This window comes from Streptomyces actuosus, from assembly GCF_016921115.1.
Taxonomy (GTDB): Bacteria; Actinomycetota; Actinomycetes; order Streptomycetales; family Streptomycetaceae; genus Streptomyces; species Streptomyces actuosus_A.
This window is the reverse complement of the sequence record NZ_JAFFZS010000009.1, coordinates 116,598-130,816: the sequence shown is the minus strand read 5'-3', so window position 1 is coordinate 130,816 and position 14,219 is coordinate 116,598. Positions and strand designations below refer to the sequence as shown.

The window sequence follows — 14,219 nt, the reverse complement described above, 5'->3', positions numbered from 1 at the left end:
CACCGTGTATACCTCGCATGTATACGTGGAGTGCACAGTCCGCGGCACGATGTGCGGAACGGCAGGTCGGAGCCGATTGTCACGGTTCCGAAACAGGCGGACGCCCCCGCCGCGGCAGGGGTCCGGTGTCCCGCGGCAGCCGTCCGGCCTCCGCCAGCGCCTTGCGCAGTACGAACTCGATCTGGGCGTTGGCCGAGCGCAACTCGTCCCCGGCCCACCGGGCGAGTGCCTCGTACACCAGCGGGTCGAGCCGCAGCAGCACCTGCTTGCGCTGCTGCGGCCGACGGCGCGGGGTCGCCCCCTCGGACTCCGAGGTCACTGGTAGAGGGTCCCCGTGTTGAGCACCGGCTGCGGGGCGCGGTCCCCGCACAGCACCACCATCAGGTTCGACACCATGGCCGCCTTCCGCTCCTCGTCCAGTTCCACGATGTCCTGCTCGGCTATCCGGGCGAGCGCCGCCTCGACCATGCCGACGGCGCCGTCCACGATCTGCCGGCGCGCCGCGACGACCGCCCCGGCCTGCTGGCGCTGGAGCATCGCGGAGGCGATCTCCGGCGCGTACGCGAGGTGCGTGAACCGCGACTCGATGATCTGCACGCCGGCCGCCTCCACGCGCGCGTGGAGCTCCACGGCGAGCTTCTCGGTGATCTCCTCGGCGTTGCCGCGCAGCGACAGGCCCTCCTCCTCGTGCGCGTCGTAGGGGTACTCGATGGCGATGTGGCGCACGGCCGCCTCGGTCTGCGTGCTGACGAACTCCAGGTAGTTGTCCACCTCGAAGGTCGCCTGGGCGGTGTCGTTCACCTTCCACACCACCACCGCGGCCAGCTCGATGGGGTTGCCGTAGGCGTCATTGACCTTCAGGACGGCGGTCTCGTGGTTGCGCACCCGGGTGGAGATCTTCTGGCGCGAGGTGAAGGGGTTCACCCAGCGCAGGCCGTCCTGGCGGATCGTGCCCCGGTAGCGGCCGAAGAGCTGCACGACCCGCGCCTCGCCCGGCGCCACCATGTTCAGCCCGCGCATCGCGATGATCGCGGCCAGGAGCAGCAGGATGCCGCCCACGACGAGGCCGGCCTTGCCGCCGGCGGCGGTCACGGCCGAGGAGGCGACGAACGACGCCACCGCGGCCAGCAGACCGAGCAGGCCCAGGAGCAGGGCCAGTCCGCCGCCGATGCTGTGCGCCGCGAACTCCCGTACGCGTGGTGCGGGCATCTCGGGTACGTCGGCGTTCTTGGTCATGGGATCCCCCCGTTTCATGCTTACGTGCTTCTAACTAAGTGATAGCACTTTTTCCGCCGGAGGCAACTTTCGACCCCGTTCGCACGTCGGTTCTCTGTGGCAGGGGTGCTCATTGTCACGTCCGTAACGACCGCATCGGACGGCCTTTGTCACATACAGCGGTGTTAGCTTTCTGAGCTGACCTGCACCCGGCACCCCTCCTGTGACGGACGACGACGAAGCGGAGCGAACCGAACCATGGGACGAGCGGATGAGAGACGAGCGCGGCAGCGCGGTGGCCGCCGCGCGGCAACCGGGCGCCGCCGCTCGTCACAGGCGGGCGGCAAGAGCGGCATACGCCGGCTGTTCACCTGGAAGAAGATCCTCGGCACGTTCCTGGGCCTGTGCCTGCTCGGGATCGGCGGCTTCATCGTGCTCTACATGATGATCGACATCCCCGAGGGGAACGCCGACGCCCAACTGCAGAGCAACGTCTACAAGTACGCCGACGGCTCGGTCATGACCCGCGACGGCGAGCGCAACCGCGAGATCGTCGACCTCGCCCACGTGCCCAAGAAGGTCCAGATGACCTTCGTCGCCGCCGAGAACAAGACGTTCTACAAGGACTCCGGCGTCGACCTGAAGGGCACCGCCCGCGGTCTGGTCAACACCCTCTCCGGCAAGGGCGCCCAGGGCGGTTCGACGATCACCCAGCAGTACGTCAAGAACTACTACCTCAGCCAGGAGCAGACCGTCTCCCGCAAGCTGAAGGAGCTGGTGATCTCGCTGAAGCTGGACCGGGAGAAGTCGAAGGACTACATCCTCGCCGGCTACATCAACACCAGTTACTACGGCCGCGGCGCCTACGGCATCCAGGCCGCCGCGCAGGCCTACTACCGCGTCGACGCCGACAAGCTCACCGTCGAGCAGGGCGCCTACCTCGCCGCGCTCCTCCAGGCACCGAACCAGTACGACTGGGCCATCGCCTCCGCGACCGGCAAGGAACTGGTCCAGAAGCGCTGGGACTACGTCCTGAACAACATGGTCGAGGAGGGCTGGCTGGACCAGGGCGAGCGCGCCGCCATGAAGTTCCCGGTGCCCAAGGACCCCAAGCCCACGCCCGGCCTGGGCGGCCAGAAGGGCTACCTGGTGGAGGCGGCCAACGCCGAACTCGCCCGGCAACTGGTCGCGCAGGGCGGAGCGGAGACCACCAAGGACGCTCTGGCGCTGATCAAGCGCGGCGGCTGGACCATCACCCTCAACATCGACAAGAAGAAGCAGTCGTCCCTGGAGAAGGCGGTCAAGGACCAGCTGACGGACGAGGTCGACAAGAAGGACCCCGACGACACCAAGGCCCAGGCCGGCGCGGTGTCGGTCGATCCCCGCACCGGGGCGGTCGTCGCGATGTACGGCGGAGTGAGCTACTTCGACCACTACACGAACAACGCCACCCGCACCGACTACCAGCCTGCTTCCACCTTCAAGCCGGTGGTCCTCGCCGCCGCCCTGGAGGAGGGCGCCGAGACCCAGGACGGCGAGCAGATCGCCGCGAACACCGTCTACGACGGCAAGAGCCGGCGGCCCGTGGTCGACAACGGCCGGAAGGTCGGCTTCGCCCCCGAGAACGAGGACGACACGAACTACGGGGACATCACCGTCCAGACGGCCATGAACCAGTCCGTCAACTCCGTCTTCGCGCAGTTGGGCGTCGACGTGGGCATGAGCAAGGTGCTGGACGTCGGTGGCAAGCTCGGCATGGACACCGAGAAGCTGCAGGCGGTGCCCGCGCAGACGCTCGGCACCATGGGGGCCAGCCCGCTGCAGATGGCCGGCGTCTACGCCACCCTCGACAACCACGGCAAGAAGGTCACCCCGACCCTGATCAAGTCCGTCGAGTCCAACGGCCGTGCCGTGAGCCTGCCCGACGCGGTCGGTGACCAGGTCATCAGCCGCGACGCCGCCGACGCGGTCACCTCCGTGCTCACCGGAGTGGTCGACGACGGTACGGCCCGCGTGTCGGTGCGCAACAACCCCGACCGCGACGGCCAGAAGGTCGCGGGCAAGACGGGCACCGCCGAGAACAACGTCACCGCCTGGTTCAACGGCTACACACCCAGCCTGGTCACCACGGTCGGCGTGTTCGGCGAGGACCCCAAGCCCCCGCACGGCCATGTCTCCCTCCACCACGTCCTCGGCAAGCCCCGCATCAACGGCGGTGACGTCCCGGCCAAGATCTGGGCCGAGTACATGTTCGACGTGCAGACCGAGGTCACCGAGTTCGACCTGGAGACCGACCAGGGCGCGGCGGTCGAGCCGCCGGTGAGCCAGACGCCGTCCGAGTCGCCGACGGAGTCCGAGGAGCCCTCGGAGTCCCCGACGACCGAGGAACCCACCGAGACGCCGACCACGCAGACGCCGACCGAGACGCCGACCACCGAGGCGCCCACGGAGACACCCAGCGAGACACCGCCCTCGTCCTCGCCGCCGCCGTCACAGAGCACGAGCCAGACCCCGGACACCCCGGTCGACCCGCAGATCCGCGACCAGAACCCCTAGGGTCCCCCCAGGGCAGTGACGGCACGAGGAGGGCGCCCCGTGAACACGGGGCGCCCTCCTCGCACGTACGGCCGCGGGCGCTGGTGCCGCGGCAGGCAACGTTCGCCCGTCGAGGAGCTGCGTCCGGTGCGTGCTCCCGGCGTGCCGGCCGGAAGTCCTCGTACTGGGCGTACTCGGGCTTCCGGCCGGTGCGGTGGGTGGGGGCACCGCCCGCGCCCTCGGGGCGGTGGGGGAGCGTGCCGGGCGCCGCGACGGGGCGAGCATCGCCTGTTGTGGCGTCAGTGCAGCGACCGGTTCAGCTCGAACCAGACCACCTTCCCGGTGCTCAGCCGCGTCGCGCCCCACCGCCGGGCCAGCCGGTTCACCAGGTACAGCCCGCGCCCGCCCTCGTCCGTGGCGCGTGCCTGCCGCAGCCGCGGCAGTTGCGGCACGTCGTCGCCCACCTCGCAGCGCAGCACATCGGTACGCAGCAGGCGCAGCGTGACCGGCCGGGAGGCGTACCGCACGGCATTCGTGACGACCTCACTGACCAGCAGCTCCACCGAGTCGGTCAGGTCCTCCAGCCCCCAGCGGGCCAGCGCCCGCCGCGCCAGCCGGCGCGCCTTGCCGGGCGCGGCGTCCTCCGGCTCCAGGAACCAGTACGCCACATCGCTGGGCGCGATCCCGTCGAAGCGGGCGGCGAGCAGCGCGATGTCGTCGTCCCGGTCACCCGGCCCGAGCATGTCCAGCACCTCGTCGCACAGGGCCTCCAGGGGCGGCGGATGGTCCGGCCCCGTCAACTGCGCCGTCGCGGCCAGCTTCTCGCGCAGCTGCTCTATCCCGGTCCACACGTCCCGCAACCGCGACTCGACCAGCCCGTCGGTGTACAGCAGCAGCGTCGCCCCGGCGGGCGCGTCCAGCTCCACGGCCTCGAAGTCCACACCGCCGACGCCGATCGGCGCGCCCGGCGGCACCCGCAGCACCTCGGCCCGGCCGCCCAGGTGCAGCAGGACCGGCGGCGGATGGCCGGCGTTGGCGATGGTGATGCGGTGCGCCACCGGGTCGTACACCGCGTACAGACAGGTCGCCATCCGGTCGGTGCCGAGCCGCTGCGCCTGCTCGTCCAGGTGGTGCAGCACCTCCTGGGGCGGCAGGTCCAGTCCGGCGAGGGTCTGCGCCGTCGTCCGCAGCTGACCCATGATCGCCGCCGACGTCATGGAATGCCCCATGACGTCGCCGACGACCAGCGCGACCCGGCTGCCGGGCAGCGGAATGGCGTCGTACCAGTCCCCGCCGACCCGCGCGGTCTCCGCGGCCGGCAGATAGCGGGAGGCCAGCCGCACCCCGGTCGGTCGGGGCAGCGTCTCCGGCAGCATCGTGCGCTGGAGCTCGTCGGCGATGTACGCCTCGCGGTCGTACAGCACGGCCTTGTCTATGCCCAGCGCGCTGTGCGTGGCCAACTGGGCGGCGACCAGCAGGTCGTCGGCCTCGAAGGCGATGCGCTCGGGACGGCGCAGGAACACCGCGGCGCCGATCACCCGGCGCCGGCCGCGCAGCGGCGCGAGGATCGCCCGCTGCCCGCTGGGCACGACCAGGTCACCGCCCGCGCCCAGCAGCTCGGGCAGGGCGGCGCGGGCCGCCGGGGCGTCCGCGAAGACCGGGCGCACCCCGCGCAGCACCTCGGCCAGCGCTCCGCCGCCGCGCACCTCGCACAGCTCCGCGGCCACCGAGGACAGCTCCGCCAGCTCCCACGGCTCGGGCTGCCCCGCCGGCTGCGGCAGCGGCGCGAAACCGGCGTCGGTGTCCCGGTCCACCGGTATCCGGTCGGTACGGCGCAGCCGCAGCACCAGCGGGCCGGTGGGCCGCTCGTCGCCGACCGGCAGCGGATCGCGCAGGTAGACGAGGATGGCGTCGGAGAACGTCGGCACGGTCGCCCGGCACAGGCCCATCACGATCTCGTCGAGGTCCAGCCCCCGGGCGATCCGCCGGGTCGCGGCGCCCACGAACCGCAGCCGGTCCCCGTCCCTCCGCATCGGCGTCGGCTGCCCCGGAGCCGGGCCCTGCCCGGTGCGCCGCTCCTGCCCCGCGGGCACGGCGCCGCCCGGGGGGCGCGCCTGGGCGGCGTCCGGCTGCGCGGGAATCCCCTCGGGCGCGGGACGCGGGCGGTGGTCGCCCTCGCTCGGCTTCGCCCGCGCGGGAGGCGCCCCCATCGCCTCGGCGGCCGTCGGCTGGGAGTGCTCGGGGCCGGTGCCGCCGTCGGACCCCGGGCCCTGCGCGCAGGGGGCCGCCGCGCCCGGCTGGTGGTCGCCGCCCCGGGCCTGCGCCGGCAGTGCCGCCGTGCCCGGAGGGTGCGCGGGTGTGGAGGTACGCAGAAGCGCCCCGCGGGGATCCGCGGGGTCGACGCCCGGCTGGGGACGCTCGTAGGAGGTGGGGTGCTCCGTCACGCGTGTCGAATCCATCCGTCAGCGACTGCGCGCCGCGTGTGCAGTTCGTCCCGCCGAAGTGCCGATACCCGCAATCCGTGCCCGGGGAACGGGATTCCGGCGTGAACAGGGGGTGTTCCCGTGTCACCGGTGGGCCGGCCGCGCTCGTACCGGCCGGTGGTGCCCTCGTACCCCTCGCTCACGTCCTGCCGCCCCTCGGTGACGTTAGGTCAGACTCGGCGCATGCGCCGGGAGTTGCTGCTGTGCGCCCTTGCGGAGGACGATCCTACGTTTCACGCCCGGGGGCGCATCAAGGGTCTCATGAGGACATGCGCGCGGGCGTACGGTCCCAGTCCTCCGGCAGCGGCGGAACCGTCCAGGACGGATCCGGCCGCCAGCGCTCCCAGCCGTCCGAGAACGGCGAGCCCCAGGCGCGGATCGCCTCCACGGCCCGCTGCCCGGCCTGCCCGACCCGCTCGGCCAACTCGACACCGACCAGCCCGTCCAGCTGCGCCTGCGCGAACTCGTCCTCGTCACGCCAGTGCCAACTGCGGTCGGGGTGCACCGAGATGTCCAGAAAATGGTCCTCGGAGTCGACACCGCCCGCCCAACGCGCCAGCGGTTCCTCCAGATTCACGTACCAGTTCTTGAAACGCCAGCCCGGCTCCCAGAACAGCCACACCGACCACGGCTCGCCGGGCCTGGCCAGTTTCAGCACCCCGGTGCCGAACCAGCGGTCGCGCTGCACGGTCCGCGGCCTGGTGTAGCGCGAGGCGAGCGGCTCCAGATGCACCGGGGTGCCGTCGGCGAGCACCGGCCTGACGCACTCGGTGCCGGGCGCCATCCAGACGGCGAGGACCTCCGGGTCGTCGCGGACGACGGTGACCGGCCGCGCGATGTGGAAGCGCGCACCGGCGTTCTCGCGGTACCGCCACAGGATCCGGCTCCCGGGAGCCCAGAACCCCGTCGCACCGCCCTTGCCCGCACCGCCCTTGCCCGCATCGGCCGTCACCGCATCACCGTCCGCCATGCACAGATATTAGGCGTCACGGGTGTACGACGCTGCGGCGCGCATCACGGTTCACACCCCGGTGCGACGCGCGCCGCCCGATGTCACGGGCGCGTCATCCGCAGGACATCCAGCGCCTCGTCCAGTTCCTCGGCCGTCAGGTCGCCGCGCTCGACGTAGCCGGCCTCGATCACCGCCTGCCGGATGGTCTTCCGCTCCGCCAGCGCCCGCTTGGCGACCTTGGCGGCCTCCTCGTACCCGATGTACCGGTTGAGCGGCGTCACCACGGACGGCGACGACTCGGCGTACTCGCGGGCGCGTTCCCGGTGGGCGGTGATCCCGTCGACCGTGCGGTCGGCCAGCAACCGCGAGGCGTTCGCCAGCAGCCTGATCGACTCCAGCACGTTCTTCGCGATGACCGGCAGCATCACGTTCAGCTCGAAGTTGCCCGCGGCGCCGGCGGTGGCCACCGCCGCGTCGTTGCCGACGACCTGCGCGGCAACCATCAGAACCGCCTCGGGCACGACCGGGTTGACCTTGCCGGGCATGATCGAGGAGCCGGGCTGGAGGTCGGGCAGGGAGATCTCGGCGAGGCCGGTGCGCGGGCCGGACGACATCCACCGCAGATCATTGGCGATCTTGGTGAGGGAGACGGCGATCGTCCGCAGCTGCCCGCTCGTCTCCACGATCCCGTCCCGGGCGCCCTGCGCCTCGAAGTGGTCCCGCGCCTCGGTCAGCGGCAGTCCCGTGGCCCGCGCCACCTCTTCGATGACGGCGGCGGAGAAACCGGGCGGCGTGTTGATCCCGGTGCCGACCGCCGTGCCGCCCAGCGGCAGTTCGGCCAGCCGGGGCAGCGAGGCGTTCAGCCGTTCCACCCCGTGGCGGATCTGCGCCGCGTACCCGGCGAACTCCTGCCCGAGCGTGACCGGCGTGGCGTCCATCAGGTGCGTCCGCCCCGACTTGACCACGTCCGCGAACTCCTCGGCCTTGCGGCTCAGGGAACCGGCCAGGTGGTCGAGCGCCGGGATCAGGTCCCGCAGCACGGCCGAGGTGGCGGCGATGTGGATGGACGACGGGAAGACGTCGTTGGAGGACTGCGAGGCGTTGACGTGGTCGTTGGGGTGCACGTCCCGCCCGAGGCGCTCGCTCGCGAGCGTCGCGATCACCTCGTTGGCGTTCATGTTGGACGAGGTCCCCGACCCCGTCTGGAACACGTCGACGGGGAAGTGCTCGTCCCATCGCCCCCGGGCGACCTCGTCGGCCGCCTCCCGGATCGCCTCGGCGACGTCCTCGCCGATCACGCCGAGCCGCGCGTTGACCCCGGCCGCGGCCCCCTTGATCCGCGCCAGCGCCTCGATGTGCGCGCGCTCGATCCGCTGCCCGGACACCGGGAAGTTCTCCACCGCCCGCTGCGTCTGGGCCCTCCACTTCGCCTCGGCCGGCACCCGGACGTCGCCCATGGAGTCCTGCTCGATGCGAAACCTCTGCTCCTCGTCGGCCACTGCCGATCACCTCCGTGTGTCACAGCATCCGGGATCCGGCGCGTGTTCCCCCGCGAACTCGCCGCACGGCCGGAGGCGGTGATGTCCGGGCCACCGGTGCGCTTCTCCGAGCCGCCGGGGAGCGGGCAGACCTTGAGGAGGGCAGGTGTGACGCGGCCGTGCCCGTCGCCTCGACGGCCGAAGCCGACGCCGACAAGCCGGTCCCGGCCCCGAGCCGTCGCGGGAACGCGGGGCCGACGCGCGGAGCCCCCGGCTCGCGCCGGGGGCTCCGTGTCACGTGCCGTGACGGGGTCGGCCGAGGCCGGGGCCGCGGACCGGGATCGAGGTGAACGTCGGCTGGGGGGCCGGGTCCTGGAAGAAGTCGTTGCCCTTGTCGTCGACGACGACGAAGGCGGGGAAGTCCTCGACCTCGATCTTCCAGACGGCCTCCATGCCGAGTTCCTCGTACTCGAGCACCTCGACCTTCTTGATGCAGTCCTGGGCCAGGCGGGCCGCGGGCCCGCCGATGGAGCCGAGGTAGAAGCCGCCGTGCGTGCCGCACGCGTCGGTGACCTGCTTGCTGCGGTTGCCCTTGGCCAGCATCACCTTGGAGCCGCCCGCCGCCTGGAACTGCTCGACGTAGGAGTCCATGCGCCCGGCCGTCGTCGGGCCGAACGAGCCGGACGCGTACCCCTCGGGCGTCTTGGCCGGCCCGGCGTAGTAGACGGGGTGGTCCTTGAGGTACTGCGGCATCTCCTCGCCCGCGTCCAGCCGCTCCTTGATCTTCGCGTGCGCGATGTCGCGGGCGACGACGAGCGGGCCGGTCAGCGACAGGCGCGTCTTGACCGGGTACTTGGTCAGCTCGGCGAGGATCGTGTCCATCGGCTGGTTGAGGTCGATGCGGACGACGTCGCCGTCGGCCTGGAGGTGCTCGTCCGTCGTGTCCGGCAGGAAGCGGGCCGGATCCTTCTCCAACTGCTCCAGGAAGACGCCCTCCGGCGTGATCTTGGCCAGTGCCTGGCGGTCGGCGGAACACGACACCGCGATCGCGACCGGGCAGGACGCGCCGTGCCGCGGCAGGCGGACCACGCGGACGTCGTGGCAGAAGTACTTGCCGCCGAACTGCGCGCCGATGCCGATCTTCTGCGTGAGCTCGAAGACCTTCTCCTCCAGCTCCTTGTCCCGGAAGCCGTGCCCGAGCGGCGAGCCCTCGGTCGGCATGTTGTCCAGGTAGTGCGCCGAGGCGTACTTCGCGGTCTTCAGCGCGTACTCGGCGGAGGTGCCGCCGACCACGATCGCCAGGTGGTACGGCGGGCAGGCGGCCGTGCCCAGGGACCGGATCTTCTCCTCCAGGAACCTCATCATGGAGGCCTCGTTCAGGACGGCCTTCGTCTCCTGGTAGAGGAAGCTCTTGTTGGCCGAGCCGCCGCCCTTCGCCATGAACAGGAACTTGTACGCGCCGCCGTCGGTGGCGTACAGCTCGATCTGCGCGGGGAGGTTGGAGCCGGTGTTCCTCTCCTCCCACATGGTCAGCGGCGCCATCTGCGAGTAGCGCAGGTTGAGCCGGGTGTAGGCGTCGAAGATGCCGTGCGCGAGGTGCTCGTCGTCGGCGCCCTCGGTGAGGACGTTCTGCCCGCGCTTGCCCATGACGATCGCGGTGCCGGTGTCCTGGCACATCGGCAGCACGCCCGCCGCCGCGATGTTCGCGTTCTTCAGCAGGTCCAGGGCGACGAACTTGTCGTTCGCGCTCGCCTCCGGGTCGTCGACGATGCGGCGCAGCTGCGCCAGGTGCGCGGGGCGCAGGTAGTGCTGGATGTCGTGGACGGCCTCCTCGGCCAGCTTGCGCAGCGCCTCCGGCTCCACCTTGAGGAACGTGCGGCCGTCCGGTCCCTCGACGGTGGACACGCCCTCGGCGGTCACCAGCCGGTAGGGAGTGGTGTCCTCGCCCTGGGGGAGCAGCTCGGTGTACTCGAACCCGGGGGCGGCGGGGCGGGCAGGGGGGGAACTATGCGGCATCTCGCCCATTCCTCAACTCGGCAGCATCTTCGAGGCGCACTCGCCTGCGGCTGGCCTCCATCGGCAGCGTCCTCCAGCGTAGAACCTGCGGCGGACGCGGAGCCTGTGAGGTGAGGCTCAGTGCCCCGGAGGCGAGGCCCGGTGCCGGTGGTGGCGGGGGGAGGCCCGGCGGACCCCGCCCGGATCCCCCGGTCGGGGGACTGTCGCGATCTATCGTGTTTCGCTACGCTGCTTCCGTGGACCTTCAGAAGCAGACCGCGCCGGTTGACGAACTCCGCGCCTCCGATGCCGACCGCGACCGCATCGCCGACATCCTGCGCGAGGCTCTCGCCGAGGGCCGCCTGACGGCGGAGGAGCACGCCGATCGCGTCGAGGGCGTGCTCGCCGCCAAGACCGTCGGCGAGTTGGAGGTCTTCGTCCGGGACCTGCCCGCCGCGCACCGGCCCGGCCCGGCCCGTGCCACCCCCGGTCGTCCGGCCGCGGGCGCGGTCCCGGTCGATCCCGACGACAACGTGGTCGCCGTCTTCAGTTCCGCCTCCCGCAAGGGCCGCTGGCGGGCGGGGCGCCGCATCCACGCGTACGCGGTCTTCGGCAGTGTCGAGATCGACCTCAGCGAGGCGCTCTTCGAGTACCAGCAGGTCATGATCAAGGCGGTCTCGGTCTTCGGCGACGTCGAGATCCGCGTCCCGGAGAACGTCTCGCTGCACGGCACCGGCGGTGGCGTCCTCGGCAACTTCGAGGTGGACGCGCTCGACTCCGGCGAACCCGACGCGCCCGTGGTGTACGTCGACGGGTGGGCCGTGCTGGGCAATGTCGAGGCGCGGCCCCGGCGGGGCAGGCGTGTCGCGGACATCCTGGACCGGGTGCAGGCCAAGGTCGACAGGAAGCTGCGCAAACACCTGGACCGTTGACGGTTGTGAAGCGTGGGTATGCCGGTTCGGAACTCTGTGCATAGGCGCGCGTACAGCGGGTAGGCCTTGGTGCATCGTCGCTCGCTCGCGAAGCCGTCGTCAGGAGTAGACCGTGCTGCAACCGCCGCATTCGTCCCTGCAGGTAGCCGCCGTTCCGGCCCAGCGGGTGCCAGCGCGCGACAGGGACCAAGACGCCCCTTGGCACACCGAGGCCGTATGCCGGCGCGACGAGGCGGGCCTGTTCTTCGCACCTTCCAAGGAGCCCACCGCGGCTCGCCTGTCCCGGGAGGAGGCTGCCAAGCGGGTCTGCGCCCGCTGCCCGGTCATGGTGGAGTGCCGGGAGCACGCCCTGCTCCAGCCCGAGCCGTACGGCGTCTGGGGCGGGCTGACGGCGGCGGAACGCCGCGTGGTCCTGGCCCGGCGCCGCCGGCGCGAGATGGAGCTGAAGAAGACGGCCCGTACCGCAGGCCGGATAGCCGCCGCTGGCTGATTCCCTTCCCCGGCCCCGGGGCGCCCCCTCCGCACCGGGGGCGCCGCCGGTGCGACGCCGGAGGGACGGCGCCGCAAGGGGGGGGCGCTCGCAGCCGCGCGCTCCGCCACGGGGCACTCGTGGCGGCCGACGCATCGGCGCAGGACGGGGCCCGCGGATGGGGTGCGGTCCCGCAGGGGTGTGCCGTGGCGGAGGCGCGATCCGTGCCGGGCTGCCGCCCGACGGCGGTCGGCAGCCCGCAGGGGCCGGCGATCCGGCGGGGAGAGCCGCCGACCGAGGGTGTTCCCCGGCGACGAACGGCCCCCGTGGCGGGCGGCCCGGCGACAGACGGCCCCGGAAAGGGGTGTCACCTGCGACGGACGGCCCCGTGGCGGCGAGGTCCGGACCGCCGGCGTTCGGGCAACCGCCGGCGATCCGCACCCTCACAGCGTCAGATGTCTCCTCCGGGCGTCACTTCGCCCGGTCGAAGTCGATCGCGCTGTACGCCCGCAGCTTGCTCAGCCGGTGCTCGGAGTCGATCCGCCGTACCGTGCCCGACCTCGACCGCATCACGATGGACGACGTCAGCGCCGTCTCGGACCGGTACCGCACCCCGCGCAGCAGCTCACCGTCGGTGATGCCGGTCGCCGCGAAGAAGACGTTGTCGCCGGAGACCAGGTCGTCGGTGGTCAGCACCCGGTCCAGGTCGTGCCCGGCGTCGATCGCCCGCTGCCGCTCCTCGTCGTCCTTGGGCCACAGCTTGCCCTGGATCGTGCCGCCGAGGCACTTGACCGCGCAGGCAGAGATGATGCCCTCGGGGGTGCCGCCGATGCCGAGCAGCAGGTCGACGCCCGTGCCCTCGCGCAGCGCGTAGATGGAGCCGGCGACGTCGCCGTCGGAGATCAGCTTGATCCGGGCGCCCGCGTCCCGGACCTCCTTGATCAGGTCCTCGTGGCGCGGCCGGTCGAGGATCACGACGGTGACGTCCTCGGGCGTGGACCGCTTGGCCTTCGCGATGCGCCGGATGTTGACGGCGACGGGCGCGTCGATGTCGACGAAGTCCGCGGCCTCGGGGCCGGTGACCAGCTTGTCCATGTAGAAGACGGCCGACGGGTCGAACATCGACCCGCGCTCGGTCGCGGCCAGGACCGCGATCGCGTTGGGCATGCCCTTGGCTGTCAGCGTGGTGCCGTCGATCGGGTCGACGGCGATGTCGCACTCGGGGCCGGTGCCGTCGCCGATCCGCTCCCCGTTGAAGAGCATCGGCGCTTCGTCCTTCTCCCCCTCGCCGATGACGACGACGCCGTTCATCGACACGGTGTGGACGAGGGTCCGCATGGCGCGCACCGCGGCACCGTCGGCGCCGTTCTTGTCGCCTCGTCCGACCCAGCGGCCGGCAGCCATCGCCGCGGCTTCGGTCACCCGGACGAGCTCCATGGCGAGGTTGCGGTCGGGGGCCTCGGAGGGGACGTCCAGCTCTGACGGCAAATGGTGATGTTCGGTCATCGGAGCGCACCTTTCTGATACGACGACGGCCGGATGAGGGTAATGGCCATGACTCTATCGTCAGTCCGACAAAATGAGCAGGGGACCCCACGGATGAGCGCACCGGGCACCTGCGACGATAGGGGCGTGGCAGGTTCGAACGGCAAGCAGAAGACGGTCCGGGACATGGTCCTCTCCCTGGGCCTCATCATGATCGCGGCGGCGGTGGTCTACCTCTTCATCCCGCACGACGATCACGCACCGGACATCAAGCGGGTCGACTACCGCGTCGAACTGCTCACGGCGCGCCGCGCCGCCTCCTACCCGGTGGCCGCCCCTGACGGCCTGCCGCAGAGCTGGAAGGCGACCTCGGTCCGCTTCAAGGGGAGCGACTCCGACGCCTGGCACCTCGGTTTCCAGGCACCCGATGGGGAGTACGTGGCGGTCGAGCAGTCCACCAAGAAGCGCTCGGAGTTCATCGACACCGCGAGCCAGGGCGCCGAGGAGACCGAGGTCACCCAGGAGATCGCCGGCCGTACCTGGATCCGCTACACCGGCGGCCGGTACGACGCCCTGGTGCTGAAGGACGACGGCGACGGCTCGACGACGGTGGTCACGGGCACGGCCTCGTTCGGCCAGCTGACGAAGATGGCCGCGGCGCTGAAGACGGCGTGA

General features: G+C 71.5%; 11 protein-coding genes. 4 read left to right on the top strand and 7 right to left on the bottom strand.

Annotated features, from left to right (window positions below; all coding sequences use genetic code 11):
- Window positions 1-79 precede the first annotated feature (79 nt).
- On the bottom strand, window positions 80-319 hold the full coding sequence (locus JS756_RS14370) for a type II toxin-antitoxin system antitoxin (RefSeq protein ID WP_205383480.1): 240 nt from the start codon (window positions 317-319) through the stop codon (window positions 80-82).
- Entirely contained in the window at window positions 316-1,236 is a 921-nt protein-coding gene (locus JS756_RS14365; RefSeq protein ID WP_438817315.1) for an SPFH domain-containing protein, read from the bottom strand. Before JS756_RS14365 ends, JS756_RS14370 begins: the two co-directional genes overlap by 4 nt.
- 237 nt (window positions 1,237-1,473) lie before the next feature.
- Between JS756_RS14365 and JS756_RS14360 the strand changes: the two genes are divergently transcribed.
- On the top strand, window positions 1,474-3,771 hold the full coding sequence (locus JS756_RS14360; protein ID WP_205383478.1) for a transglycosylase domain-containing protein: 2,298 nt from the start codon (window positions 1,474-1,476) through the stop codon (window positions 3,769-3,771).
- Between the two features lie 278 nt (window positions 3,772-4,049).
- Here the strand turns inward: JS756_RS14360 and JS756_RS14355 are convergent, their stop codons facing one another.
- The 4 genes from JS756_RS14355 to JS756_RS14340 form a co-directional block, all read right to left on the bottom strand.
- Window positions 4,050-6,209, bottom strand: coding sequence for an ATP-binding SpoIIE family protein phosphatase (locus JS756_RS14355; protein ID WP_205383477.1), 2,160 nt, complete (start codon window positions 6,207-6,209; stop codon window positions 4,050-4,052).
- 283 nt (window positions 6,210-6,492) lie between these two features.
- Window positions 6,493-7,203 (bottom strand): cytidylyl-2-hydroxypropylphosphonate hydrolase, encoded by a 711-nt coding sequence (gene fomD, locus JS756_RS14350; protein WP_205383476.1) that lies wholly within the window; start codon window positions 7,201-7,203, stop codon window positions 6,493-6,495.
- 83 nt (window positions 7,204-7,286) lie between these two features.
- The gene (locus tag JS756_RS14345) at window positions 7,287-8,684 is read right to left on the bottom strand and encodes a class II fumarate hydratase (RefSeq protein ID WP_205383475.1); all 1,398 of its coding nucleotides are present in this window, start codon (window positions 8,682-8,684) and stop codon (window positions 7,287-7,289) included.
- 273 nt (window positions 8,685-8,957) lie between these two features.
- The gene (locus JS756_RS14340) at window positions 8,958-10,679 is read right to left on the bottom strand and encodes a fumarate hydratase (RefSeq protein WP_205383474.1); all 1,722 of its coding nucleotides are present in this window, start codon (window positions 10,677-10,679) and stop codon (window positions 8,958-8,960) included.
- A 236-nt stretch (window positions 10,680-10,915) separates the two neighbouring features.
- On the opposite strand from JS756_RS14340, the gene JS756_RS14335 reads away from it, so the two are divergent.
- Window positions 10,916-11,590: a DUF1707 SHOCT-like domain-containing protein gene (locus JS756_RS14335; protein WP_205383473.1), complete on the top strand. Its 675-nt coding sequence runs from the start codon at window positions 10,916-10,918 to the stop codon at window positions 11,588-11,590.
- 112 nt (window positions 11,591-11,702) lie between these two features.
- Window positions 11,703-12,080: a WhiB family transcriptional regulator gene (locus tag JS756_RS14330; RefSeq protein WP_205383472.1), complete on the top strand. Its 378-nt coding sequence runs from the start codon at window positions 11,703-11,705 to the stop codon at window positions 12,078-12,080.
- Window positions 12,081-12,530: 450 nt separating this feature from the next.
- Here the strand turns inward: JS756_RS14330 and glpX are convergent, their stop codons facing one another.
- The gene (gene glpX, locus JS756_RS14325) at window positions 12,531-13,565 is read right to left on the bottom strand and encodes a class II fructose-bisphosphatase (protein WP_205383471.1); all 1,035 of its coding nucleotides are present in this window, start codon (window positions 13,563-13,565) and stop codon (window positions 12,531-12,533) included.
- Window positions 13,566-13,691: 126 nt separating this feature from the next.
- On the opposite strand from glpX, the gene JS756_RS14320 reads away from it, so the two are divergent.
- Complete coding sequence (locus JS756_RS14320; protein WP_205383470.1) at window positions 13,692-14,219, top strand: DUF4245 domain-containing protein; 528 nt, start codon at window positions 13,692-13,694, stop codon at window positions 14,217-14,219.